General features: G+C 44.8%; 20 protein-coding genes. 9 read left to right on the top strand and 11 right to left on the bottom strand.

The features are described from left to right. Positions 1-8: 8 nt before the first annotated feature. The 3 genes from AAFP14_RS25325 to AAFP14_RS25315 all read right to left on the bottom strand — a co-directional run bounded on the left by AAFP14_RS25325 (position 9) and on the right by AAFP14_RS25315 (position 5811). Positions 9-2108 carry a two-partner secretion domain-containing protein gene (locus AAFP14_RS25325; RefSeq protein ID WP_341734943.1) on the bottom strand — a complete coding sequence of 700 codons (2100 nt, stop codon included), beginning with the start codon at positions 2106-2108 and terminating at the stop codon, positions 9-11. A 733-nt stretch (positions 2109-2841) separates the two neighbouring features. Continuing rightward, on the bottom strand, positions 2842-4608 hold the full coding sequence (locus tag AAFP14_RS25320; RefSeq protein ID WP_341734942.1) for a DUF3352 domain-containing protein: 1767 nt from the start codon (positions 4606-4608) through the stop codon (positions 2842-2844). A gap of 114 nt (positions 4609-4722) precedes the next feature. Next, on the bottom strand, positions 4723-5811 hold the full coding sequence (locus AAFP14_RS25315; protein WP_341734941.1) for a hypothetical protein: 1089 nt from the start codon (positions 5809-5811) through the stop codon (positions 4723-4725). A 137-nt stretch (positions 5812-5948) separates the two neighbouring features. On the opposite strand from AAFP14_RS25315, the gene AAFP14_RS25310 reads away from it, so the two are divergent. Together AAFP14_RS25310 and AAFP14_RS25305 are read left to right on the top strand one after the other, a co-directional pair. Next, positions 5949-7187, top strand: a complete 1239-nt coding sequence (locus AAFP14_RS25310) for an LL-diaminopimelate aminotransferase (RefSeq protein WP_341734940.1) — start codon at positions 5949-5951, stop codon at positions 7185-7187. A gap of 744 nt (positions 7188-7931) precedes the next feature. Beyond that, on the top strand, positions 7932-8579 hold the full coding sequence (locus AAFP14_RS25305) for a hypothetical protein (protein ID WP_341734939.1): 648 nt from the start codon (positions 7932-7934) through the stop codon (positions 8577-8579). 26 nt (positions 8580-8605) lie between these two features. Here AAFP14_RS25305 and AAFP14_RS25300 read toward each other — a convergent pair whose 3' ends face one another. Together AAFP14_RS25300 and AAFP14_RS25295 are read right to left on the bottom strand one after the other, a co-directional pair. Further along, entirely contained in the window at positions 8606-9805 is a 1200-nt protein-coding gene (locus AAFP14_RS25300) for a class I SAM-dependent methyltransferase (protein ID WP_341734938.1), read from the bottom strand. A gap of 148 nt (positions 9806-9953) precedes the next feature. Then, positions 9954-11138: an NAD(P)H-quinone oxidoreductase subunit H gene (locus tag AAFP14_RS25295; protein WP_341734945.1), complete on the bottom strand. Its 1185-nt coding sequence runs from the start codon at positions 11136-11138 to the stop codon at positions 9954-9956. A 166-nt stretch (positions 11139-11304) separates the two neighbouring features. Here AAFP14_RS25295 and rsmH point away from each other — a divergent pair, with 166 nt between their 5' ends. The 3 genes from rsmH (at position 11305) to AAFP14_RS25280 (ending at position 15057) form a co-directional block, all read left to right on the top strand. After that, positions 11305-12207 carry a 16S rRNA (cytosine(1402)-N(4))-methyltransferase RsmH gene (rsmH, locus tag AAFP14_RS25290; protein ID WP_341734937.1) on the top strand — a complete coding sequence of 301 codons (903 nt, stop codon included), beginning with the start codon at positions 11305-11307 and terminating at the stop codon, positions 12205-12207. Positions 12208-12654: 447 nt separating this feature from the next. Further along, complete coding sequence (locus tag AAFP14_RS25285) at positions 12655-14328, top strand: SpoIIE family protein phosphatase (RefSeq protein ID WP_341734936.1); 1674 nt, start codon at positions 12655-12657, stop codon at positions 14326-14328. Positions 14329-14634: 306 nt separating this feature from the next. Beyond that, a complete protein-coding gene (locus AAFP14_RS25280; RefSeq protein WP_340523967.1) occupies positions 14635-15057 on the top strand; it encodes an ATP-binding protein in 423 nt (140 codons plus the stop codon). A gap of 531 nt (positions 15058-15588) precedes the next feature. Here AAFP14_RS25280 and AAFP14_RS25275 read toward each other — a convergent pair. Both AAFP14_RS25275 and AAFP14_RS25270 read right to left on the bottom strand, forming a co-directional pair. Next, positions 15589-16017, bottom strand: a complete 429-nt coding sequence (locus AAFP14_RS25275) for a nuclear transport factor 2 family protein (protein WP_341734935.1) — start codon at positions 16015-16017, stop codon at positions 15589-15591. Between the two features lie 206 nt (positions 16018-16223). After that, positions 16224-17186, bottom strand: coding sequence for an orange carotenoid protein N-terminal domain-containing protein (locus tag AAFP14_RS25270; protein WP_341734934.1), 963 nt, complete (start codon positions 17184-17186; stop codon positions 16224-16226). 203 nt (positions 17187-17389) lie between these two features. Here AAFP14_RS25270 and queG point away from each other — a divergent pair, with 203 nt between their 5' ends. Continuing rightward, positions 17390-18325 (top strand): tRNA epoxyqueuosine(34) reductase QueG, encoded by a 936-nt coding sequence (gene queG / locus AAFP14_RS25265; RefSeq protein WP_341734933.1) that lies wholly within the window; start codon positions 17390-17392, stop codon positions 18323-18325. A gap of 146 nt (positions 18326-18471) precedes the next feature. Continuing rightward, positions 18472-19104 carry an HAD-IA family hydrolase gene (locus AAFP14_RS25260; protein ID WP_341734932.1) on the top strand — a complete coding sequence of 211 codons (633 nt, stop codon included), beginning with the start codon at positions 18472-18474 and terminating at the stop codon, positions 19102-19104. Between the two features lie 32 nt (positions 19105-19136). Here the strand turns inward: AAFP14_RS25260 and AAFP14_RS25255 are convergent, their stop codons facing one another. Beyond that, positions 19137-19325: a hypothetical protein gene (locus tag AAFP14_RS25255; protein WP_341734931.1), complete on the bottom strand. Its 189-nt coding sequence runs from the start codon at positions 19323-19325 to the stop codon at positions 19137-19139. Between the two features lie 134 nt (positions 19326-19459). Continuing rightward, positions 19460-20782 carry a 3-isopropylmalate dehydratase large subunit gene (locus tag AAFP14_RS25250; protein ID WP_341734930.1) on the bottom strand — a complete coding sequence of 441 codons (1323 nt, stop codon included), beginning with the start codon at positions 20780-20782 and terminating at the stop codon, positions 19460-19462. A 157-nt stretch (positions 20783-20939) separates the two neighbouring features. Here AAFP14_RS25250 and AAFP14_RS25245 point away from each other — a divergent pair, with 157 nt between their 5' ends. Continuing rightward, complete coding sequence (locus tag AAFP14_RS25245) at positions 20940-21614, top strand: lysozyme inhibitor LprI family protein (protein ID WP_341734929.1); 675 nt, start codon at positions 20940-20942, stop codon at positions 21612-21614. Positions 21615-21694: 80 nt separating this feature from the next. On the opposite strand, the gene sfsA is transcribed toward AAFP14_RS25245, so the two are convergent. Beyond that, the gene (gene sfsA, locus AAFP14_RS25240; RefSeq protein ID WP_341734944.1) at positions 21695-22423 is read right to left on the bottom strand and encodes a DNA/RNA nuclease SfsA; all 729 of its coding nucleotides are present in this window, start codon (positions 22421-22423) and stop codon (positions 21695-21697) included. A 170-nt stretch (positions 22424-22593) separates the two neighbouring features. Here sfsA and murJ point away from each other — a divergent pair, with 170 nt between their 5' ends. Continuing rightward, the gene (murJ, locus tag AAFP14_RS25235; protein WP_341734928.1) at positions 22594-24207 is read left to right on the top strand and encodes a murein biosynthesis integral membrane protein MurJ; all 1614 of its coding nucleotides are present in this window, start codon (positions 22594-22596) and stop codon (positions 24205-24207) included. A 68-nt stretch (positions 24208-24275) separates the two neighbouring features. Here murJ and AAFP14_RS25230 read toward each other — a convergent pair whose 3' ends face one another. Beyond that, positions 24276-25007 carry a phytanoyl-CoA dioxygenase family protein gene (locus AAFP14_RS25230; RefSeq protein ID WP_341734927.1) on the bottom strand — a complete coding sequence of 244 codons (732 nt, stop codon included), beginning with the start codon at positions 25005-25007 and terminating at the stop codon, positions 24276-24278. Positions 25008-25118 lie beyond the last annotated feature (111 nt).

Genomic DNA, 25118 nt, shown 5'->3' with positions numbered 1-25118 from the left:
CGAGCGCTCTAATTGTCTGTCATGAGCCGATTGTAGCAACGCCAAAAGCAGAGCTTGTCCCAAACCCTAGTTGGTGCAGGTGCTGGTGCGGGAGTTGGTGCTGGCGCGGGAGTTGGTGCAGGTGCAGGAGTTGGTGCAGGTGCAGGAGTTGGTGCAGGTGCAGGTACAACAGTGACGGGTGTAGGCGCAGGTGCAGGTGCAGGCGCAGGTGCAGGTGCAGGCGCAGGTGCAGGTGCAGGTGCAGGTGTAGGCGCAGGTGCAGGTGTGGGCGCAGGCGCAGGTGCAGGAGTTGGTGCAGGAGTTGGTGCAGGTGCAGGTGCAGGAGTTGGTGCAGGTGCAGGTGTAGGCGCAGGTGTGGGCGCAGGAGTTGGTGCAGGCGCAGGAGTTGGTGCAGGTGTAGGCACAGGCGCAGGTGTAGGCGCAGGCGCAGGTGCAGGTGTCGGCGCAGGTGTAGGTGTCGGCGAAATAACCGAATTAGTAATGTTAATTCGTGTCGGCTGTACTATCTGAGGGCCAGGGTTGCTGTAACTTCCGTTAGCAATCACATTTCCCCTGGAAGGTCCTCCTGTAGCAATGATGCCAGCGGTACCATTGACTCCGTTATAGTTCGGGCCCACGGTGAAGAGGGTGTTAGAGGCTCCCCCACCGTGCCGCATGGTGATATCCCCAGCGTTAGCACTGGTGCTTGTGGAAGCCGAAAGGCTGCAACCGGGCGCGCAGTTGGGTTCTGATTTGAAAGTGCCTGTGGCTCGGAAATAACGGCCGGCGGTAAGGTCAATATTTCCTCCGGCTGTTGGGCCTTCGGTGTTGATGGAGGTGACTTGGATATCGTTGCGGGCGCTGAGGGTGACTGAGCCGCCTTGTTTGTCTTGTGAATGGGCGTCTATGTTCCCTGTTTGAATGCTTGATTCTGCTCCAATGGTGATGTCTGCGCCGTTGCCGTTTTTGTCGGTGGAGGCGGAATTGATGTTGCCTGTCTCTACTTTTCCTGTACGGCTGGTGATGGTGATTTTGCCGCCACTGCTGTTGCTGGAGTTAGAGTTGAGATTGCCAGTCTGAATGTCGCCCTTGGCTTCGAGCCCGATCGCACTTGCTTGGGAACTCGTCAAATTGCCAGTTGTCAGGTTGTTGGCTGCTTGCACGGCGATCGCCCCAGCATTTATACCTTGTACTGCCACGTCACCCCCTGCTACTACTTGGTTGGAGGCTGTGAGTACCACTTGACCACTGGCATTGACTCGGACTCCTGTGGCGTTCGCCGGGCCGATGCCTGTGAGCAATTGTGGTAAGGATGCGATCGGCAATAGGGAAGTGGCTGGTCCTGTTCCTGATGGGGGCTGGATTTCCAAACTGAGTAAATTGCCTTGCTGGCTCAGACGAAGTAGATTTTGCCCAGGCACCGAGGCTATAGTAATTTGACCGTTTGGGGCCGACAGAGTGCCAGTGCTGACCACCGTACCGCCTAGCAAGGTTAAGTTTTGGCCTGACTTGACTGCTAAGTCAGCCGTGTTGATGATTGCTCCTGGTTGACCCGTGGCGAAGGTGAAGGAGTTGGGTGTCCCTGTGAGGGAGTTGTAATTGTTTGTGCCTGTGGCGTTAAAAGAATTAGAACCAAATCCAATGGATGTGGCCGTGGTTGCGGTGAAAGCCGCCGGCACGTTTAAGCTGGCATTGTTGCCGAATATAATCCCGGAGGGGTTCATCAACAACAGATTAGAATTGCCACCGGTCACTTGAATTAACCCATTAATCAGAGAGGGGCTACCGCCACCGATGCGAGCCAATATGTTGCGGATGTTGGGGTTTGAAATAAAATTGGCAATCTGATTTTGTGACAGTCCGAATTGTTCAAAACTATGGAAGAGATTTTGTCGATCGCCCGATAATTGTCCGCCTTGGATGTCGAAGCGAGTTGGTGCGGAGCTTCCGGTTACGGGTGTTACCGTAGTGCCGGTGCCGTCGGTGGCTGGAACAATTGTTTGGGCTTGTGTTTGGGCAGATGCAAAGTAAAAATTAAACAGGATAATTGGCAGAGAAATTGCCAGTTTAGTTAGATGTTTTTTTGAGTTTTCTTCAATTTTTTGGGGCAGATTATTTGTGGTTTTCATTTTCTGTTAACAACTCACTTATAGAAGTTTTGATTAAAATTACTGTTAGCATTTGCACTTAACCTGTTACATCTTTTCTGTTATTTAAATTATAACTCCTACTTGGTCGTAGATGTATCTACCAGGTGACGTATTTACAATGGTTTAATCCCAAAATAAGTTAAAAATTATTGCATTTTATGTTAAAAAAGACAAAAATATGTTTTGGCTATTTCCGGCGTTGGCTTTTCGCAACACAAAAAAGCGGGCAATTCCAACAGCCGACTTGAAAAATTGCTCTCCAATTATCAGTAAATCCGGGTCAAAAACCCCCTTTATTACTTTATAAGGGTACCGTATTGGGTGAGAGAAAGAAGCAGACGGGCAGGGCAAAAATTATCCATCCCAATCATATAGGACTTACGCATGGGGCCCCAGAAACCGGGTTTTTTAGAGAATCTGTGGGTCAAAACGAAGTATTTTCCTCAAAAAACGCGGTTTCTTTGGTTGGGTGCGTAAGTCCTGTCATATCAATTCCGGTTGTATCGGAATGATTTAACCGCGAAGGCGCGAAGTTCGAGAAGAGAGAGTTTAATACAGGACGATGAAGAGAGGATTTGATATCAAACAGGGGGGTGATTGACCCGGATTTAGTACCATCGGACTTAGAAAAAAAATGAGTCTAAAGCCACTTGAGGTGCACCCATAAGTCTCATCCCAGGCCCTAGGCCCGTTGCTAGCTAAGGAGGGTTTTTCAGGGCGATGGCGATGGCGATGGTGATGGCGATGATGCAGAGGGAGTTGGAGAAACAGAACTACCAGATAAAGGAGTGGAAGAGGGATTCGGGGAAGGACTAGGTTGGTCGGATTTTTTGAGGTTGACAAAAGCGTCATAACGGGTAGTACGATCGCCTATGATTGCCGCTGTAATCCCGATCGACCGTATCGCATCGATCCAGATTTTTTGATTGGGGGGAAATTCCGGCAAAGCTAGGTTTTTCGGGTTAAACGCACTCTCTGTGTCGATGAAGAAATTGCCGTTGTGGGGCTTAAGTTGCGATCGCACTGTTTTTTGGAACAATTCGCTGCTTAATAGCGGACTTTTCGGGGCCGGGACGATCGCATCCACCACGGGAGCTCCTACTGTTAAAAATAGTACATCGTTCATCCAGCCGCGAGTAACTGTGATTCCTCCAAAGGGTGATGTCCATTTAGTCGTAGGTTGACCCCCAACTTTAATTTCCTCGACTCTAAACCCTTTCATTTTCATGGTATCGTCAAGCTGTTTGAGAGTTTTGTCCGCCCCGCGACGGTTGTTACTTTCCACCATAAATACAAATCCCGCGGCAAATTTGTCTTTGGGATTTGGCGCGGGGGCTGGTATTAAGGATAGGGAAAATTCTCCGGCCATCCACTCCATTAAGTCTTTGTCTAAATCCAGGCCAGTAGTCGATTTTAAGGCTGTTCGTAAAATTTGGGGATTCACCGGGGCGATCGGATTAGCATCGGCCCCCGATACATAATCTTCCCACAAACGCCGTAAGTTGCCACCAGATACCATCATGATTGTATTATTTGGTAAGCGGTTCGACATTTTGAGAGCGTTGTTTTCTACTGCGATCCTTTTTTGAGAGTCTGGTTTCAGCCAAGAAATAGACTTGAATCCAATGCCATCTGTATCCAGCGTCGCTGTGGTGGCAAATCCCTGATTTTGTTGTAATTTTTCCAGGTTTTCCGGTGATAATTCACGGGCGGAGTTAGCTGCGGTAAAGGCTGCTGCTACGGGCATATTCACGTAGATTTGACCGAAGGCACCGGAACTTTTGATTTGTTCTAGGGCATCTTCGTACCCTGGTGTTTTTGCTAGGGAAGGTTCTCCTTTGTAGGTATCAATTATTCTATCGGTGGCTGTGGGTTCTGTGCTCACTACCAGATAGTTTGTCCCCAGTACCGCCACCGAAAAATTGCGATCGGGTATGCCTTGAGTTTCTGTAACTTGGACTCCTTTATAATTACGCTCAACCATTTTTCCTTGGTTGAGGGGTCTGGGTTTTGCTAATAATTCTTTGGCTTTAATCGGGTTAGCAATGGGCAAGATAATCGCTACTGATTGTTGGGCTGGGGGAGGTGGTGGTGCATTGGGTGTGCGCGGTGCTACTGGTATGGCGATTTTGTTTCGCAAAAAGGCCACCATTGCTGTGTCACCTACCCAGGGTTGAATGTCTTGTTGGTAGCTGTAGCCGTTGGTTGTCAGAATGCGATCGCGCAATTCGGTTAAAAGTCTTTCAAAAGAGGCTTTTGAGTCTGGAGTGCCAAACTCTCGCAGCCTTTTCCACTGCGATTCATCGGTACTGATGGATACAGCCATCATCGTATCTTGAGGTACAACCGTAGCCCCTGCGGGCAAATCTTTGCTTGGTCCGCGGGAGATGACGATCAAATAGGTAATGAAGCCTAAACTAATCAGGAGGGTAGCCGCTCCGATCGTAAACAGGAGAGAAGATTTATCTTTCTTAAACATTATTAGTCAAGTTGGGTTGCTCGCAACATCCTAAATTATATGGGCATCGGGCATCGGGCATCGGGCATCGGGGATGGGGGAATGCCTAAAAGCATGGGGCATTATCCCCTAATTTCAATTCCTGGCTTTAAAGTCTTTAAAAATCGTTTGAAATGAATACATCAGTCTATGCACATCATTTGTCGCTCTGGGAAATATGTTTAACTCCCATTTTTTGCGGGCGATAGTTAGCAACTTGGCTACGGCTTCCGAGTAAGTATTAGAAATAAAATAGCTGCCACCTTCGTAGCGAATATCTGACGCTAATCCAATAAAAGCACCAGCCGTTTCTAGTTTTAGTTCCGAAGTGTTGTGCTGAGATTTGACTGCTAAAATTACTTGGGAGTGGCGGGGTTCTCGCTGGAGCAAGCGACAGATATTCGCTTCTTTTTGGTATAACATTAACAGGTTGCAATTGTGGAGAACTCCGGCTCTACCTTGGACTTTTACTGCTAGATGAACTTCCAGGGCTGGTTTGTCGGGAAATTCCACTATTGCATAGGTATAGGGATGAGTATTACCGTGAATTTTGCCTGGGGTCTTTCTAAATGTTAAATATTTGGGTGTTTCGTCTAAAACATTGTTATAATATATAGTCCCTCCTTCATTGGCAATAGCTTTTAACAAGATGGTGAATAGGTAAACATCAAAAATGTTTGCTTGTTCTATGGCACCGTTGAAATCGGGATTAATCGCTTGGCTTAATTTGCTTTTAATTTCGGCATTAGTGATGTAGTTGCTCGGTTCTGATGGCAGTTTTTCGAGCAAGTATTTCAGGGCGATCGCCTGTTTGTTGCGAGGGGATGTCAGATGAGAAGTAAACTCGATAGTTTTCACATCTTGGGCACTGGATGAGGCAAAGCTAACTTTAGTGCCGAGGGGAGAAGTTTCTGATTCTACTTTTAAGAAATAAGCAATTTCATCTTCCATTTCGGAAGTATGAACTGTCGCTTGTTCGACAGCATCAATCAACATCAAAAGTTGCTCTTTTGGTGTATAGTCTTCTATCTTGAGTAACGGGGTTTTTCTTTTGAGCGATCGCTCCTCAATAGTTTTACCTATCTCTACATTATCTGCTACTTGTTGAGCTACCCAACCCAAATTAAATTCATCCAACATTGCCGCCATTTCTTGATAGACTCTGGCATACTCGATATCATCCATAATAGTTTTGGAACTGCAAACTATTCTAATTATATAAGCTGGTTGATTTTTTTGTCAAGTGTCTGTCAGCCTCAACAGCCCACAGTTAACGACCAATTCGCAGTAAGCTATTCTACGACTCTCAAGCGATCGAAAATATGGCAACTATCAACGACAACTACCTCAAACTCAAAGCCGGCTACCTGTTTCCAGAGATAGGGCGCCGAGTCAAAGCTTATGCAGAGGCTAATCCGGGGGCACCAATCATCCGCCTAGGGATTGGCGACGTCACAGAGCCCCTACCCGAAGCTTGTCGCCTCGCGATGGTGGCGGCGGTGGAAGAAATGGGCTCGCGGGATACCTTCAAAGGATACGGCCCGGAACAAGGTTATGAATGGCTGCGGGAGAAAATTGCCGAGCACGATTTCAAGTCACGGGGATGCGATATTGATGCTTCGGAAATCTTTATTTCTGATGGTTCTAAATGCGATTGTGGTAATATTCTCGATATCTTTGGGAACGATAACACGATCGCAGTTACAGACCCAGTTTATCCTGTGTATGTAGACACCAACGTGATGGCAGGGCACACGGGAGAGGCAAACGAAAAAGGCGAATACGACGGCTTCATTTACCTGCCAATTACAGCAGAAAACAACTTTACTGCCGAAATTCCCACCGACAAAAAAGTCGATTTAATTTACCTGTGTTTCCCCAACAATCCCACTGGTGCAACTGCAACCAAGGAACACTTGCAAGCTTGGGTAAAATATGCTAAGGCGAACGGTTCGATTATCTTCTTCGATGCAGCCTACGAGGCATATATTACCGATCCCAGTTTGCCGCATTCTATCTACGAAATTGAAGGTGCCCGCGATTGTGCGATCGAATTTCGCTCTTTCTCCAAAAATGCCGGTTTCACAGGTACTCGCTGTGCCTTAACCGTTGTACCAAAGACTTTGACTGGAAAAGCCGCAGATGGTTCCGATGTCGAAATTTGGAAGTTGTGGAATCGTCGTCAATCTACTAAATTTAACGGCGTTTCTTACATCGTGCAACGCGGTGCTGAGGCGGTTTATTCCGATGCTGGCAAGGCACAAATTCAGACATTAGTCAATTTTTACATGGAAAATGCTGCGATTATTCGTGAGAAATTGACAGCCGCTGGTATTGAGGTTTTTGGTGGCGAAAATGCACCCTACGTGTGGGTGAAAACCCCTCATGTTTTGTCGAGTTGGGATTTCTTTCAGAAGTTGCTAGAAACTTGCAATGTGGTGGGAACACCCGGTTCTGGTTTTGGTGCGGCGGGCGAGGGTTATTTCCGCATTTCGGCATTTAATAGTCGGGAGAATGTGGAGGAAGCCATGAGACGGATTGTGGAGAAGTTTAAGGTTTAGTATGATGTCTCGCTTAAACCGAGAGGCCGCCAGGGAATTAATTCCCTGGCTGATAGCGAAAGTCCTCTGAAAGAGGACTGAAGAGTTATTTAGGACTTACGCATTAACAAGGGAATTATGTCATTCTGAGTGAAGCGAAGAATCTCAAGCCCTTGCAAAACAATCAAAATTCGTAAGTCTTTTTCTTCAGTCCTCTTAAGAGGACTTTAGCTATGAGACAGGGGTTTCAACCCCTGTCGGACTGTCGGAATACCAAAAAAAGCAATTTCCTATAGCGAATTCACCCTCAAAAAAGTCAAACAAGACTTTCAACTCACCCTAATAGAAGTACCTACTTTTATTGTTTCAGCGCCCCCGATTCAGCCGAGTCCAGCCCTAGCTGAGTTTATAGAAAAACGCCTGCCTCTAGCCCTAGCATTGAATACCGAAAAAGCTCGTTCTGAAATGATTATCTGTCCGATATTGCTAGAATTAAAAGATATTTTTCATCAGCTACACTGAGAGAGATATGTGCTCTGGCTGTAACATTACTTGTGATGAGGACTTTAAAATGAGGTTTCCGAATATTAAAGTAATTATCTTCTACGAACGTCCCTATCCCTAGACATACAGGATAGACAGCCAGTATAGCCTACCAGGGTTTTACTGGCTTCTCTGGGCAAGGTAGAATGGAGGTGATATGAAGCTTAATATTACCTTGCTCCTAGTTTACGGTTAAGAAAAATACATCAGGAGGGAAAGTCAATGATACAGTTTGACATAGGTCATTACACCGATTTCAAGTTGCCCAACAATTCAGATATTCCAGAGCAATTACAACAAACACTGCACACAGTTTGGGACAGAAAGTATCGCGATTTATACGAAAGAGGCGGAAACAGCGATGTAGAAGAAGCCTTTGTAGAAGTAATGACGGCCTTTGGAATGCCTAATGATGCAATATCCCATCAGCGATATGTTTACATCGCCTATGGAATAGCATTAGCAGCTAAACCGACCATTAAACATTACTTTCCTGAAGAACACAAGGCTGATATCGTTGAAGGAATTATATCTTGTTGGCTGAAGGATGGTTGTGAAATTCCAGAAACTTGGGCAGATACCTTGTTTCCTAATATCAACAAAATCGGAAAATATCAAGCTACTGACGAAGCTTATAATATTTTCTATGGATTGCTGCAAACACTCAACACCAAAACAGCTTATAATGCCATCTTGGATATTCTGTATGATGCCATTACTGGCGATGCCATTTCTGGTTTTGCTGTGGCCAAACGAGATATGTTTAATTGGTGGTTGATTGAGGTGATTCCTGCTGCCTATTGTTTAAAGTTGCCATCTACTTTATATTCAGGCAAATGGGAATTTCCGCCGTTGAGTAAGCTTGCGTAATCGATATAACCAAATCGATCGCATAATTAATCAGGAACCATCAAACCCTTCAAAATTTTCGCCTTCTCCTTCAACCCCTTAGACTGTAACAAAACCCCAAAACCTCCCAAACCCATCGGATCGATTAGTTTATGTAAAGCCTCCCTACGGCGCAACAACGTTGCCACATCCGATACATTTGTTGATAGAGCCGCAATGCGATCGCCCAAACCCAACGCCATCAAAAATAAAGCCTGCTGAGTAAACCCTAGCACATCCAAACCGCACAATTCCCCATACTTTTCCAAAGCTGTAAAATTAACGTGAGCCGTCAAATCCTGTCGCCCCACATTAATATAAGGATTATTGTGATATCGATGGCGATAATAACACTGTAGCGTCCCCTCCCTGCGCCTCGGATTGTAATAGCGGTGTGCCGGATAACCGTAATCAATAGTTAACAAGTATCCTTGCTGCAACTTTTTGCCAACTCTACTCATCCAATCTAAGGCTGCTAAATTCACCTCACTGCGATATCCATCTTCGTAAACATTCGCCGACAAATCAACTCCCAACAACTCAAAATATTCGGTAATTTTTGGTGTAGAAACCTCGCCAACTACCTCAACAAAATTTATTTTGTTTTGTTGATTTTTTTGTATCTCTGTGGTAATGTGAATTTCTGTGACTTTGCCTTGTTCCAGAATGAATTGATGCACGGGGAAAGCATCGACTAATTCATTGGAAAAAAAACAACCGACAATTGAATTATCAACTATTTCATCCCAATTGCACCATTTAATACTCTGGAATTCACCTAAAATTTTCTGTTGTTCTGCTTGCAGTATTGGTGAAATTTCAATAATTATGTATGTTAAAGTTTTAAATAAGTCGGGATGTTGCTGTTGCAGATATTGCAGGAGATTTTGGGCAAATATTCCTCGCCCAGCTCCCATTTCGACGGCTGTGAAGTTTTGAGGGCGATCGAGTAATTCCCACATTTCCACAAATTGCTCTGCCAAAACCTCGGCAAAATCTGGCCCCCAATCAGAGGATGTGATAAAATCGCCTTGTTTGCCGATCGACGGGCGATCGCGATTATAGTAACCATACTGCGGATGATACAATGCTAAATCCATATATTCAGCAAAGGTAATTCGCTGCTGCGGAGTGCCGGCGATTCTGGCGCAGATTAAGTCGCAGAGTTGGGGGTTACTGTCATTGATATCTGATTTATGGAATGTCATATTGTATGGAATCAAAGATGAAATAAAGATTTTTTTAACCGCAGAGGGCGCAGAGGACGCAGAGGAAGAGATAAGAGAGAAATAAAGAACCCGGTTAGTATAAACCGGGTTTTTTTAGTTAGATGCTCGTATCCAAAACAGTCGAAATCTACCTATCTACTGAACCCATAATAATGTCGATGCTTCCTAAAATTGCCACTAAATCGGCAATCTTTACACCGCGTACAATGTGAGGCAAAATCTGCAAATTATTAAAGTCCGCAGCCCGAATCTTCCAGCGCCAAGGGAATGTACTATCATCGCCGATAATATAAATCCCTAACTCACCTTTGCCACTTTCAACGCGGACATAATGTTCGCCCTTGGGAATTTTAAAAGTTGGGGCTACTTTTTTGCCGATAAACTGATATTCAAAACTATTCCATTCGGATTTTGGCCCGCTTTCTAGTCGCTTCGCTTCCAAATTTTCGTAAGGACCGCCGGGGAGTCCTTTTAAGGCTTGATAGATAATCTTAACTGACTCGCGCATCTCCCGAATTCTTACCAAATACCTGGCTAAACAATCGCCGGCTTCTTCTGTACACACTTCCCACTCGAAGTCGTCATAACATTCGTAATGGTCAACTTTCCGCAAATCCCAATTCACGCCGGAACCGCGCAACATGGGGCCGGATAGTCCCCAGTTAATCGCTTCGGCGCGAGATATGGTACCTAGGCCTTCAATCCGGCGGCGGAAAATTGGGTTGTTGGTAATTAAACGTTCGTACTCGTCAATTTTCGGCAGGAAGTAATCGCAGAAATCTTGGCACTTATCTACCCAACCGTAGGGTAAATCAGCCGCAACTCCGCCAATGCGGAAGTAATTGTTGTTAACCATGCGATAGCCTGTGGCTGCTTCCCATAAGTCGAGAATTGGTTCGCGATCGCGCATAGTATAGAAAAAAGGTGTTTGGGCTCCTACGTCTGCTAAAAACGGCCCCACCCACATCAAGTGGTTGGCAATCCGGTTCAATTCCAGCATAATTACCCGAATATAACTAGCCCGTTTGGGGACAGCAATATTTGCCAATTTTTCCGGTGCATTGACTGTCACCGCTTCGTTAAACATCCCCGCAGCGTAGTCCCAACGGCTCACGTAGGGCACGTACATCACGTTGGTGCGATTTTCGGCAATCTTTTCCATCCCCCGGTGCAGATACCCCAAAACAGGCTCGCAATCAACTACGTCTTCCCCGTCTAGGGTGACGATTAACCTGAGTACCCCGTGCATGGATGGGTGGTGCGGCCCCATGTTGAGCACCATTGGTTCGGTTCTAGTCTCAATTCTTGACATAATTGGTAATTGGGGATTGGTAATTGCTAATTGGTAATTGGTCATTAGTCATTAGTCAGTAGCAACAAATTTTCTAACTTTGGACTGAGGACTGAGGACTGAGAACTCATAACTAATGACTACTGACTGCTGACTATTATTGATTTTTGTTTCGCTTTTATAGATTATGAAGGATATCGAGCTCTCTGAGAAGGACACCCTGGGATTAGATGTCAGTATTGACACCTATCACGTTCCAGTTTTGGGTCCTGAGTTAATTGCTGGTTTGGGGGTGCGCCCCGGCGGCCGCTATTTGGACGCGACGCTTGGGGGTGGCGGACACACTGGTTTGATTTTGGCGGCGGCGGCTGATGTGACAGTGGTGGCGATCGACCGCGATGAACAGGCTATCCGTTTTTGCCAAACTCGATTTGCTCATGCTCCGGTAGAGTTTTGGCACGGCAATTTTGCCGAATATCAGTCGCCTGATGCCATATTTGATGGTATAATAGCAGACTTAGGCGTTAGCTCGGCTCAGTTCGATACACCGGAACGTGGCTTTAGTTTTCGCCATCCAGCTCAGTTAGATATGCGTATGAACCAGCAGCAATCTTTGACCGCAGAAGAGATTATCAATCACTGGGACGAAGTTAAGCTAGCAGATATTATTTATAAATATGGCGAGGAGCGACTGTCGCGACGGATCGCGAGGCGGATTGTGCAAGGGCGTCCCTTTGAAACTACAACAGAACTTGCTAGTGCGATCGCTAGCTGTTTCCCAGCCAAGCAGCGCAATGGCAGAATCCATCCAGCTACTCGTACTTTCCAAGCTTTAAGGATAGCTGTTAACTCCGAACTCGCGGCTCTAGACACTTTCCTCTCTCAAGCGCCCAGGTGGTTAAAACCCGGTGGAAGGCTCGGAATTATTACTTTTCACAGTCTGGAAGATAGACCTGTCAAACACCAACTCCGAGGCACAGACTGTTTGCAGGTACTGACAAAAAAGCCGATCGGACCACAATCTGAAGAAATCTCTAGAAATCCCCGCTCTCGTTCTGCTAAGCTCAGACTGGCAGAAAAATTAACTTGATACGGCAGTAAGGGGCGTGCAGAACGCAAATTAGTAATGGTTAAACAAGAGCCAACAGCTTCACAAACAATAGTTAAATAGTGAGACTGGCTGGAAAAATAGGGCGCTGCTGGGCCCGAATTTACGCCTGTGGACAAGTTGCGAGCCGACTCCCTTGGTTGAAGCAGGAAGCAGACCCTCTAGAATTTAGTTCTAGTTGAATGGTGAAGCTGAGATAAGTTTAACCAGGTTTTGTATAGCAGTACAGGACAAGTTCCAAATTAAGGCGAGGTCAGGTAAGACCACGACCGGATTTAAGTTCCGAATATCCTTGTGGTATCACTAACATGGCACTGACCTATGAAAACCGAAGCCCCATAACTGATTCGCCTCCGTCGCATCAGCCCAGGGTATTTCACAAACAGCTAGTTTTAGACCTGATTAATTCGCCTAGGAGTAGGGAATAGCATGAGTCGGGGAGATGGAAGCAAACTGAAACTAATGGTAGTCGATGACGAACCCGACAACTTGGATTTGCTGTACCGGACGTTTCGACGCGACTTTCAGGTTTACAAAGCAGATAGCGCCCTCAGCGCCCTGGAAGTTTTAGACGCACAGGGCGAAATGGCGGTGATTATCTCAGACCAAAGGATGCCAGAAATGAATGGCACCGAGTTTTTGGGGAAAACTGTCGAGCGTTTTCCTGATACGATTCGGATTCTGCTAACGGGATACACCGATGTTGAAGACTTGGTAGAGGCAATCAACTCAGGTCAAGTTTTCAAATACATCACCAAACCTTGGAATCCTGAAGATCTGAAATTAGTCATCAATCAAGCCTCGGAAACTTACAAATACTATAAGCAACGAAGTGTCGAACTCCGTCGCGCTTTACGCAAAGAATCTCTGTTTAATGAGGTGATGAGCGTGATTCGTGGGTCGCTAGATTACTCTAGTATGGTACAAACTATTGTCCAAACTGTAGGTCAAACTTTTGAGGCAAACTACTGTATGCTACGGCCGGTAGAGGGCGATCGACTATTGCCGAGCACCTTCCCCTACCAATCCCAAACAGCCGAACCCAGCATTTTTTCTTTTGATGAAAATTTACTGGTCCAAGCCGTAGCCAGCCGTCAAACTCAACTGCACCAAAGCAGTCAAAATCAGGGCAATTCAGTTCAGATGGCGGTGCCACTGACTTACCAGCAAGAAATCTTAGCGGTACTGGCCCTGTACCAGCAGGGGGGTACTAATCCTTGGTCGTCGGAAGATATAGAGTTAATAGAAGGTGTGGCGGCTCAAGCTGCTCTGGCCCTGTCTCAAGCAAAACTATATCAGCGGACTCTAGATTTGGCCAAGCAGATGCAAAATGAGTTGGAGGTGGCTCGCCAAATCCAAACAAACTTATTGCGTCAAAGTTGGCCGGATTTTGAAACTGTCAGGGTGCAAGCTTGTTGCTATCCCGCCCGCGAAGTAGGAGGTGACTTTTTTGAGGTCTACGTCCACTCTCAAGGGGATATTTGGATAGCCGTGGGAGATGTTTCTGGTAAAGGTGTTCCGGCTGCTCTATTTATGGCTAGTGCTATTTCGGTGATGCGACGGGAACTCAGCCAAGAAATTTCTCCTGAACCAAGCCAAGTCATGCAGAACATGAATAGTAGTATGTCAGATGACCTGATCGGCAACAACCATTTCATTACAATGGTTGTGGCTCGTTACACACCCTCCACGGGACACCTGGCTTTTGCTAATGCCGGTCACATTTATCCGATAGTTTGGTCTCACTCAGAGGTGAAAGCTCAAGCCGCTAGCGGTTCCACACCAGTAGAACCCAATTTCCTCAAAGCTCGTGGCATTCCCTTGGGGATACTGCCAGTTTGGAAGGGTAAAGCGGGTACGATCCAATTAAAGTCAGGAGATGTATTTCTGCTGACGAGTGATGGGATTACAGAGGCTACAGTCATGACTGAGGCTGTTCCTGGGGGAGAACAAACTCGTTCTATGCTACAACAAGAGGGGCTTTGGCAACTCTTGATTCAGGAGCCTGGTTCTTTTAACTTGGACAATTTGTTGGCTCACATCCGAGCAGACAATCCAGTTCAGGAAGATGACCAAACTATACTCTCTCTGGAGGTTCTGTGAATCTGTCAACTACCCCGACCATCCGTCGGGGACTTCAGGGCTCGACCACTGAAGCCCTCCGTTGACGGCTTACAGATTACAGACTCTTTACTGGGCCAGAGGCGAGAGTTATAGAAGTAGTGCGTCAACGCCTAACTCTTAACTGATACTTTTTGATGAATGTTTTCACAGAAAGTGTATTGCCTCGATCGCCCGGTATCTAGTATCCTCCATGTACCAGTAAATATTCACGCCAAATAAATCAGGCGCGTCGTATTTCATCCCTGGTCTGAAGACACAGGATTTCTAAACTTACAGGATTTTTTTATGAATACTGAGCTTCACGTACCAAGCGACTTGCGGTTTTTGACAATTGTTGAAAACTGGCTGCTGAGCAGTTTGGAAGTTGAGCTAGGTGAGCACGTCGATTGGCCACGTCAATCGAATCGTTTGCGCTTGGTGCTAGCAGAAGCCTATTCCAACGTCATCCGCCATGCTCACAAAGACCAACCTGAGTTGCCAGTGTTAATTCGCTTAAATTTAAAAAATCGAGACATTGGTTTAGAAATTTGGGATTACGGTAAAGGTTACGCCATGAATACTTACAATCCCCCACGTCCAGAAGCTAAACAGGAAAGCGGCTACGGCTGGCTGATTATGAGCAGACTAATGGACCGGGTGGACTACACTTTGCAAATAGATGGTCGCAACTGTTTGAAATTGGAAGCGAGTTTGCCTGACAAATCTTAATTGGTTTAATTGGTAACAGGTTATCGATCGTAAGTTATTGATAACAGGTTATTGGTAATAATCAACAACTAACGACTAACACATCACAACTAGGAACCAACAATCAACAAGTAAAAAATCAAAACTAACCAATAACAAATGATTAGTGACTACTACTTTTTAGATTAGTTGGTCAGCCGAATACCCAGCGCCCGGACTTCTTAAAAAAGTCTGGGTTCTGAATTATTTAAGTAGAAAAAAGAAGGAAGACTATTGCTACAGTAATACCATTTCTCTAAAATCGTGCAACAATCTTTGACCCCCCTAATATCGTTTCCGGTTGCATCGGAATGATTTAACCGCGAAGGCGCAAAGGACGCAAAGGAAGAGAAGAGAAAGATTAATAATTCCGATGCTAACGGAATTGATATAACCCCCCCTTATAAAGGGGAGGGACAAGACTACTGTTGCATTCTTTTTTAAAATTGGTATAAGCTTTTGGGCTATCTGTAGATTAGGCTTAATTAAGTGGATTTACTGAGGATATGGAGCCTACAACTTGGTGAAGGGGCGCAGGTTTAGCAATTCTTGAGGAGAAGCTAAGAGCTTGACCGTCGCAGAAAGAATGGCTGGTTGAGAATTGACGATAAACAACCATCCTACATTGACGCTAAATACAGGAGTTTGTACCAGCCCGTTAACTTGAACTTGAATGTTGCCGTCCTCTAAGGTTTGACTCATACCCTGCTGCGGATCGAGCTTCATTCCTAGGGCTTCTGTTTTTAAGTAGGTGGCGATCGCACTTTGGCCGATAATCGGATCTGTAAAGGGTGCATGGAGAACGCCCTCAGCATCAAACAAACTAGCCGTTGCTTCAAAATCTCCGCTGTTGAAAGTTGCAAAATATCCCACAACCGCTGGCTCAGGAATACCGCTCAACCCGATCGCTTCAGTTAAAATAAATGGAGTGCTTGCCATCATAAAAATCAGAATTTTAGATTAATTTATCTAATATAGTCATTCTGTTTGTGGCAGCAACTCCATCAAAAGATATGACCTATCTCTGACCCATAATACGGATATACGAAAAATAACTTCCCCCCAAAGGGGGAAAGTGCCATAGAAGTCAGAAGAATGGGATGGAAGTGCAATAGGGTTTCAGTTTTGAGTAACAAAACTGAAATATTCTACTTACGAATCAAGTTCAGCAATTCTTTCGGAGATGCCAACAAATCGATCGCCACAAAGAAAATTTGACCTTGGGGATCGAGCAAAAAGCGCCACGCAATGTTCATACCCACATTGGAGCCAAACCAGGGAGTTTCGACTTTACCAGTCACTTTCACTTGGCGGTAGCCATCTTCTGCGGGTTCCGATACACCTCGCTCCGGCATCATTTTGAGTCCGACACACTCTTCCCGCATATAGTTGAGGATGGCTTCACGACCCACAATCGGCTTTTGGAAAGGTGGTTGCAGAGCGCCTTCTTCGGAAAATAAAGCCACAGCAGGGGTAAAGTCAAAGGCATTCATGTTGTCGATGTAGCTGAGCACAGTCTGCTCGCTGATACCTTCAATCTGGGTTTTAATGCGCTGTTCAGGAGCGGTGGGAGTGCTGCGAGGAGCTGAGCGTTTGCCGTACTCTTGGCTGAAATCTGGGTCATAGCCCATGTGAACTACGGTATTACGCAGTACGGTAATTTGCTGACCGGGATCGAGTTTTTTGAGGGTTTCAAGGACTTTTGTGGCTTCGGGAGACATTTGATAGCCTGGGGGAATTGGAGCGACAAGGCCTTGTTTCATCAATTGTCCTAGTTCGTACCAGAAACCGAGTTTGGTGTTGACGCGCAAGGATGTGTAGATGCGGCCGATGGTGGTGTCAGCATTGCTAGCCAGGTCAAACATGGTTTTGCTTTGAGCAGCCGGCGACATTTGCTTAATTTCAGTCAGTATGCCTTCGACAAGGGCCATACTGGCTACTCCGGGAGCTGCTGCGGTAATGGTATTACCCATTTCGGTGTAGGCATACCACAATAGTGCCAGTTGGTCTTCAACGCTTAGCTTGTAGAACGCTTCCGTGGTAGCCGGAACAACGCTCGCAATCTCGGTGTTGGAAAAAATAGATTGAGCGGATTGAATACTAACTGCCATAGGTATTTTTTGAGATTCGCGATTTTAGTGAGAAGGAGTCCCAAGCGAACCTTGATCCCCTTCCTTAGAATTATGTAACGTTTTTGACCAAATACCAATCAAATTTTTGAATATCAAGATTATGAAACTATTATAATTCTTGAGCCTAAACTGATTGATATTACTAGACTAATTGCACAAATTGTGATATCTTACTTTTTCTTATGAAACCATTAATAAATAGTAATCTAATTAAGCAAAAATGCTTAGATTTGGGGTTTAACAAGGTGGGGATAGCCTTGGTAAACGAGGGGAATGATGAGGAGTCTCAAAGATTGCAGGCATGGTTGGATCGAGGCTATCAAGGTGATATGGGATGGATGGCCAACCCGAAACGACAGGATATTCGCGCCGTGATGCCAGAAGTAAAGTCTTTAATATGTGTCGCTATCAACTACTACACGCCTCATCAACGTCCCGAAAGCCCCGAATATGGCAAAATTTCTCGCTACGGCTGGGGACGGGATTATCATAAAATCCTGCACAAAAAACTGAAGGTGTTGGCAGATTGGGTGCGATCGCAAGGTGAAGGCATCGAAGCGCGGTATTATGCTGATACTGGGCCAATTCAGGATAAAGTGTGGGCGCAACGGGCTGGGATTGGCTGGATTGCCAAAAATGGTAATGTAATTTCGCGGGAATATGGTTCTTGGGTGTTTTTGGGCGAAGTTTTGACCAATTTGGAGTTAGTACCAGATGCGGGTCATACTCAACATTGCGGTACTTGCACTCGCTGCATTGATGCCTGTCCTACGGAGGCAATTACTCAGCCTTTTGTCGTTAATGCCGATCGATGTATAGCCTATCATACGATCGAGAATCGAGCCGAAAAATTGCCAGACAAAATAGCGTCTAATTTACAAGGTTGGGTAGCAGGTTGTGACATTTGTCAAGATGTTTGTCCTTGGAATCAGCGTTTTGCCAAACCAACAGATATGCCCGAATTTGAGCCTTATCCTGAAAATGTAGCGCCGAAACTGACGGAATTAGCAGAAATTTCTGATGAAGAATGGAACCGGAGATTTACAGCTTCGGCATTGCGGCGAATTAAACCCGAAATGCTGCGACGAAATGCGAAGGCAAATCAAATAAATAGTTAGTTGTTAGTTGTTAGTTGTTAGTTGTTAGTTGTTAGTTGTTATTTGTTATTTGTTGTTTGTTGTTTGTTATTTGTTATTTGTTATTGGTTATTGGTTCCCATTAGTAATATCAAATTTTCCTGCCCCATGCCTACAACGTATCTTAAATGCTGAAAGTAATTATTTTTGATTTTGATGGTACTTTAGCAGATACAATCGATGTTCTGCTGAGTATTACCAACCGTTTATCAGTGGAATTTGGCTTTAAGTCGGCAACCAAAGAGGAACTAGCTCAATTGAGCACTTTAACTCCTTGGCAACTCCTAACATATTCGGGTATTTCTCTTTTCAAATTACCTGTACTGATTAGAAAATTAAAAGCAGAGTTACGCAAGGAAATTCCCAATATCCAATTGTTTGCCGGAATTAAAGAAGTTTTATTAGAATTGAAAACTCAAGGTTTCACACTGGGAATTATTACGTCTAATTCTAGAGAAAATGTCTTGGTGTCAATGAAAAATAATGGTTTAGAGGGCGTTTTTGATTTTATTGATTCTGCAACAACTTTTGGTAAACACAAAATTATTTATCGCTGGCTAAGACGAGAAAACTTTAATCCTGAACAAGTGGTTTATGTCGGAGATGAAATTAGAGATATAGAGGCGGCTAAAAGAACGGGAATTAAAGTAATTGCTGTAAGTTGGGGTTTTAATTCTCAGTCAGCTTTGGCTGCACATTATCCCGATTTTTTGATTGAACATCCCCAAGAATTGATAGGAATCATAGATAAATGGGAATAATGTAATGCTATTTTTCTAAATATTACAAAAAGTTAAGTAGTGAGAACTTTGTGGGCGATCGCTTGAAAAGCTCGATGGAGCCTGATATAAAAATGAATAGCAAAACTTGTTTGTTCCTTCACAAAATTAGAGTAGCTTATGTCAGCTTTAGAAACTTTCTTGACTTTTAGTTTGGCTTCAACCTGTGCAGTCGCAGTTTTAGCAACTTGGTTACGCTTCACCAACCCATCTTCCGATGCTCAACGCGGGTAGAGAATCGAAAATATAGCAAGAATTGTACTTGCTTTTATCATCGGTTACATGAATTTGGTAAGGTGCGCGATGCGCACCTTACCTCAAGTTTTTAATCAACTTTCTAACACAAGAATTCGCGCGGGTCTGTCACATATCCAGTCAAAGCAGATGCTGCTGCTGTATAAGGCGAAGCGAGATAAACTTGAGCTTCCTTGTTTCCCATCCTGCCGGGGAAATTTCGGTTAGTTGTAGACACGCAAATTTCGGGTGAGTTCATCCGCCCAAAAGTGTCTTTTGGCCCGCCCAAACAAGCGGCACAAGAAGGTGCTGCTGGTTCGATGCAGCCGGCGGCTAAGAAGATTTCCGACAGGGTTTGACCATCGTATTTGGTGGTAAACATATCTTCGTAAACTTTCTGAGTTGCTGGCACTAAATAAGTCGGGACTTTGACTTGATTTCCTTTAATAATTCGCGCTGCATTCAAAAAGTCGGAGGTTTTGCCGCCGGTGCAGGAACCGATGTAAACGCGATCGATCTTGACATCACGACAATTCCGTGCTAGGTCGCGGTTGTCGGGAGAGTGGGGTTTGGCGACGATGGGTTCTAATTGGGTGACATCATAGGTGCGATCGCTATAAAATTTAGCATTGTTATCGCTGCAAAATACATCAAAGGGCACATTAGTCCGAGCACTAACGTAATCCAAGGTTGTTTTGTCGGCGGCCACCGTACCGTTTTTGCCGCCACCTTCTATCACCATATTGCACAGCGTCATCCGTTCTTCCATGGTCAAACGCTCAACAGTATCGCCGGCAAATTCCATGGCGCGATAGTTGGCACCGGCGACGCCAATATCACCAATAATTTGCAAAATCAGGTCTTTTGCTAACAAATAATCGGGTAATTCACCGTTGAAGATAAACCGCATGGTGGCCGGAACTTTGATTAACAGTTTACCGGTTCCCAAGATAAAAGCTGCGTCTGTATTGCCGATGCCGGTGGCAAATTGTCCGAAAGCGCCGGCATTGCAGGTGTGGGAATCTGTACCGAATAAGACTTCGCCTGGTCGTGTGTGTCCTTCTTGGGCGAGGGCGATGTGGCAAACGCCTTTGTAGTCGGGATTTGCTTTAAAGTTCGATCGATCCGTGATGTCGTAAAAGTATTTTATCCCTTGTTCCTGTGCAAAATCCCGCAGAATATCGACGTTGCGATTAGCCCGTTCATCGTTGGTGAAAATGTAGTGGTCGGGAATGAGTACGATTTTGTCGGGATTCCAGACTTTAGCATTCTCGCCGAATTCCTTTTTGAATACGCCAATAGTGCCGGGGCCGCAGACATCGTGGGTCATCAATACATCGGTTTCTACCCAAATGTTTTCTCCTGGCTCAACTTTGCTGCGCCCTGATGCTTTGGCTAATATTTTTTCGGTGAGAGTCATTCCCATAGTGCGATCGCCTTTTTTTGATTAGATGCTACATATTGTAATTGTAAGCGAAACATTCCCAGTTACTGAAAATACAAGTTAAAGAAATAGCAAAATATCCGGTGTGACACTAAATGGCTGTGTAGTCTCGCTTATCTCTGAAATTAGAGGGATTTATATGAAACTGTCAAAATTGTTATTGGGAACCAGCCTCACTTTAGCAACATTTATTGGTTTGAGCACAAAGGCGATCGCCACCAATCCTCAAAATTTTGCTCAAACCTATGTAGCACAACAACCTAATTGCAAAAATCCCCAAACTCAAACCGAGTTAAACATTTGTTCGGGAATAGACTATCGGCGCGCCGACCAACAACTGAATCTAGTTTACAATCAAGTTCGCGGTCTTGTTTCTGCCAGTCATCGCCCCCAACTAATTCTAGCACAAACAGCCTGGATTTCCTTTCGCGATGCCGATTGTCAATTCGCCCAAAGTGCCGTTGCAGGTGGCACCATGGCACCGTTAATTACTAATAGCTGTCGGACAGATTTGACTAAAAAGCGGATCTCGGAATTGAACAGTTATCTACAAAACCAGATGCCTCAGCCGAAAAGTCGCAATTATCAAACAGTCGATGGCCAATTAAATCAAGTTTATCAAAATACGATTAACAATCTTTCTGCCTCCCGTCAATCTCAACTTAAGATAGCACAAAGAGCCTGGATTAGTTTCCGGGATGCTAACAGCAAATTTGAGAGTTTTCTCTCTAATGGTGACAGCAAAATTTCCTTGATTCGGATGACGGAAGAAAGAACTCAAGATTTAGTTAATTTTTCCCAGGAAGGTCGTTAAAATATTGGCAATTGGGCCTTGGGCATTGCTAATCCTTAGTGATAACTTAACATCATTCCCAATTCGCTATGCCCAATGCACTATTCCCCTAGCTTCAATTTGGCTAATCCCAAATAACGAATACCTTCCGGTGTCACATCAAACCGACAAGGCAAAATCTCTACACCTACATTTATAGCCTGTCTTAATAATTCTCCGTAAAGGCGATCGGCACTATCCCCAGGCGCAAAATCTGTACAATCTCCACGATTAATAAAATACAGCATGACAGCCCTCGAACCCAGCCGCACTATTTCAATCAATTCCCTTAAATGTTTTTGTCCCCTCTCAGTAACTGTATCAGGAAATAGAGCCAATTGTTCTTTTGCCCAAGTTGTATTTTTGACTTCTAAAAAAATAGGACTTTGCTCACCTGTTAACCAAAAATCCACTCGACTTTTTTTGTCCTTACCATACACAACTTCCGGTTGAATAACACTGTAATCTCCCAACTCAGGAAACAAGCGCAATTGCAAAGCTAACTTAATTACTCGATTGGGTAGTCCCGTATTAACTCCCACCCAAGTTGGTACAGTATCGCACACCTTAATTAATTCCCAAGTATAAGCTAACTTGCGTTTAGGATTATCGCTGGGAGATACAAACACGGGATTACCGGGAAGATAAACATCAGTCATCGGGCCAGTATTCGGACAGTGGGCGGTGATAATTTCTCCCGAATCTAGTTCAATGTCTGCAAAAAATCGCTTGTATCGTTTAATTAAAATACCCGGCAACAGAGGTGGATAGGTGTAAATAAAATCGCTCATCATTTATCGCTAATTAGTGATTTGTTGGCAGTCATCAATATACCAGTCATCAGCAAAATGTGTAAGTCCTAGGTAATTGATAAGAGATTTTTTATAAATTCATGGTACTATAGTCAACATTTCCGATTAAACTAAGTGAAACCTTTCACTGTTACCGTTTTTAACCCTTTGTGTCCCAATTACAGAAACCCTCTCGTTCCCTAGCTGGAATTGCCGGCATTGTCGCAGTCGCCACTTTGATTAGCAAAGTCTTCGGCTTGGTGCGCCAAATCGCGATCGCCGCAGCCTTTGGAGTCGGTGTCGCCGTCGATGCTTACAACTACGCCTATGTCATCCCTGGTTTCTTATTTATTTTACTCGGAGGTATAAACGGGCCGTTTCACAGCGCGATCGTGAGCGTTTTAGCCCGTCTGGATAAAAAAGAAGCAGCACCTCTAGTTGAAACTATCACCACTTTAGTCGGTGGTTTGCTACTGTTAGTAACAGTCGCTTTAATTATATTTGCCGATCCGATGATCGATTTGGTAGCACCGGGATTAAGTAGAACAGCAGAAGGTTTAGAAATAAAGGCGATCGCCATTCAACAATTTCGCATCATGGCACCGATGGCCTTACTTTCAGGTTTAATCGGCATTGGTTTTGGCACTCTTAATGCTGCCGATATGTACTGGCTTCCTTCCATCAGCCCCTTATTTTCCAGTGTGGCACTCATCGGCGGTTTAGGGATTCTGGCGCTACAACTCGGAGACAAAATTATTCAACCACAATACGCATTAATGGGTGGTTTAGTGTTAGCTTGGGGCACTCTCGCGGGAGCAATTTTGCAGTGGTTAGTGCAACTAGCAGCCCAGTGGCGTGCAGGTTTGGGAAAATTGCGTTTGCGGTTTAATTTTAAACGTCCTGGAGTGCAAGAAGTAGTTAAGGTGATGGTTCCGGCTACTTTATCATCAGGTATGTTGCAAATTAATGTCTACACTGACCTATTTTTCGCATCTTACATCCCTCAAGCTGCATCTGCGATGGGGTATGCGGGCTTGTTGGTAATGACACCTTTAGGCATCATTTCTAATGTAATTCTAGTGCCATTTTTGCCAATATTCTCTCGCCTCACGGAACCCGCAGATTGGCCGGAATTAAAAGATAAAATTCGTCAAGCTTTGATTTTAACTGCCCTGACAATGATGCCCTTGAGCGCTTTAATGGTGACACTGGCTAAGCCGATTGTGCGGGTTGTTTATGAACGCTATGCTTTTAGTCAATCAGCTTCTGAGTTTGTCACACCGATATTGATGGCTTACAGTATTGGAATGTTTGTATATTTAGGGCGCGATGTTTTGGTGAGGGTATTTTATGCTTTGGGAGATGGAGAAACGCCTTTTCGCATCAGTATTATAAATATTTTTCTGAATGGGTTGCTGGATTATTTATTAGTTGGAGCTTTTGGCGCACCCGGATTAGTTTTGGCGACAGTGGGAGTGAATCTTGTTTCGATGATTATGTTTTTGTACTTATTAGATAAAAAACTGGGTGGTCTGCCTTGGCGACAGTGGAGTTTGCCATTTCTAGGATTAGCTTCTGGGAGCTCTCTCACGGCTTTTGTGGCTTTGGCTACTCTGCAAGGATGTCAAAGAATTCTGGGTACTGAAGGTTTGCTAATTCAATTAATGGAATTGGGTGTGTCAAGTTTGGTTGGGTTAGGAGTTTTTGCGGTGTTTGTTAGTCAGATGAAATTGCCGGAAGTTGATATGTTTGTCGATCGTATTCGAGGACGTTTTGGCAAATAAATCGTCCAAGCTCAAACCGGAATTTTACTTCAGAAGTCTCGATAGACAGACAAGACTGTGCTTACTTGCTAGGAACCCCATATCTCGTGAATGTTGCCGTAGTCGTTAATGGTATACTCTAGTTGCAGCATCAAGCGCGGTTTCTCAGTCGGCAGAGTTCCCCTATGAAAGCAAAGAGGATTTTCTACAAAGCCAAAACCAGCTTTGCCACAGACATTTACCACATTTTGGGCATCGTAACATTCAAGAATCTTTTCGTCGTCGATGTCTGCACAGCGCGTGCTTATAAGCTGGTGGAGAAACTTTTTGCCCTTGTGAGTTCCGCGAATGTAAGTGTGCGCCCCGCTGGACATATCGACATCGGTTAGGTAAAAGAAAAATTTTATGAACCGATAGTCGTCTAAATCGTAGTGAAATACTTGGGCTGCGTTGCGCTGCTGGAGATGATTTCCTGCAACGGGAAAACTCCACGATATTTCACTTCCCATGTGTACTGGTGGGGCACCTAAAAATTTAGCTGCAATAGCCAGAATGCCCGGATCTTCAATGAGTTTTTTGACAGTTGAAGATAGCATAGTGTTGCTCATGTAGCTGCAAACGCGGGAATTTTCAGGTAAGTCCACACCGACTTTTTCTGTTCCTTTGTAGGGGTAGGGACGCTTGGAATCTCTGTTAATGTAGCCAACTGTAGAACTGGCAAAATTCAAAAGTTCTTGAACTACATCTTCAGGTAGCTGGAGACCCTGATAGCAACTGTCAGTTTCGATGGTTGCTGCGATCGCATCTATAGCAACCGCCAAGGCGGTTAGGACGCAAGATGTAAGACAACCTCGATCGCATCTCGCAAAGAATCAAACTGATTCTTGAGTTTACGAATTCGACTTTTCAGCCAAGACCAGCATTGTTCAATT

The sequence above is a fragment of the Microcoleus sp. EPA2 genome, from assembly GCA_020882975.1.
Lineage (GTDB): Bacteria > Cyanobacteriota > Cyanobacteriia > Cyanobacteriales > Microcoleaceae > Microcoleus.
Note: the sequence above shows the minus strand (reverse complement) of the source record. Positions and strands in the feature narration are given on the sequence as shown.

What these genes read in the sequence shown, in the direction of transcription:
- AAFP14_RS25325 (WP_341734943.1), bottom strand. Translation starts at nt 2,108, where the DNA reads ATGAAAACCACAAATAATCTGCCCCAAAAAATTGAAGAAAACTCAAAA.
- AAFP14_RS25320 (WP_341734942.1), bottom strand. Translation starts at nt 4,608, where the DNA reads ATGTTTAAGAAAGATAAATCTTCTCTCCTGTTTACGATCGGAGCGGCT.
- AAFP14_RS25315 (WP_341734941.1), bottom strand. Translation starts at nt 5,811, where the DNA reads ATGGATGATATCGAGTATGCCAGAGTCTATCAAGAAATGGCGGCAATG.
- AAFP14_RS25310 (WP_341734940.1), top strand. Translation starts at nt 5,949, where the DNA reads ATGGCAACTATCAACGACAACTACCTCAAACTCAAAGCCGGCTACCTG.
- AAFP14_RS25305 (WP_341734939.1), top strand. Translation starts at nt 7,932, where the DNA reads ATGATACAGTTTGACATAGGTCATTACACCGATTTCAAGTTGCCCAAC.
- AAFP14_RS25300 (WP_341734938.1), bottom strand. Translation starts at nt 9,805, where the DNA reads ATGACATTCCATAAATCAGATATCAATGACAGTAACCCCCAACTCTGC.
- AAFP14_RS25295 (WP_341734945.1), bottom strand. Translation starts at nt 11,138, where the DNA reads ATGTCAAGAATTGAGACTAGAACCGAACCAATGGTGCTCAACATGGGG.
- rsmH (WP_341734937.1), top strand. Translation starts at nt 11,305, where the DNA reads ATGAAGGATATCGAGCTCTCTGAGAAGGACACCCTGGGATTAGATGTC.
- AAFP14_RS25285 (WP_341734936.1), top strand. Translation starts at nt 12,655, where the DNA reads ATGAGTCGGGGAGATGGAAGCAAACTGAAACTAATGGTAGTCGATGAC.
- AAFP14_RS25280 (WP_340523967.1), top strand. Translation starts at nt 14,635, where the DNA reads ATGAATACTGAGCTTCACGTACCAAGCGACTTGCGGTTTTTGACAATT.
- AAFP14_RS25275 (WP_341734935.1), bottom strand. Translation starts at nt 16,017, where the DNA reads ATGATGGCAAGCACTCCATTTATTTTAACTGAAGCGATCGGGTTGAGC.
- AAFP14_RS25270 (WP_341734934.1), bottom strand. Translation starts at nt 17,186, where the DNA reads ATGGCAGTTAGTATTCAATCCGCTCAATCTATTTTTTCCAACACCGAG.
- queG (WP_341734933.1), top strand. Translation starts at nt 17,390, where the DNA reads ATGAAACCATTAATAAATAGTAATCTAATTAAGCAAAAATGCTTAGAT.
- AAFP14_RS25260 (WP_341734932.1), top strand. Translation starts at nt 18,472, where the DNA reads ATGCTGAAAGTAATTATTTTTGATTTTGATGGTACTTTAGCAGATACA.
- AAFP14_RS25250 (WP_341734930.1), bottom strand. Translation starts at nt 20,782, where the DNA reads ATGGGAATGACTCTCACCGAAAAAATATTAGCCAAAGCATCAGGGCGC.
- AAFP14_RS25245 (WP_341734929.1), top strand. Translation starts at nt 20,940, where the DNA reads ATGAAACTGTCAAAATTGTTATTGGGAACCAGCCTCACTTTAGCAACA.
- sfsA (WP_341734944.1), bottom strand. Translation starts at nt 22,423, where the DNA reads ATGAGCGATTTTATTTACACCTATCCACCTCTGTTGCCGGGTATTTTA.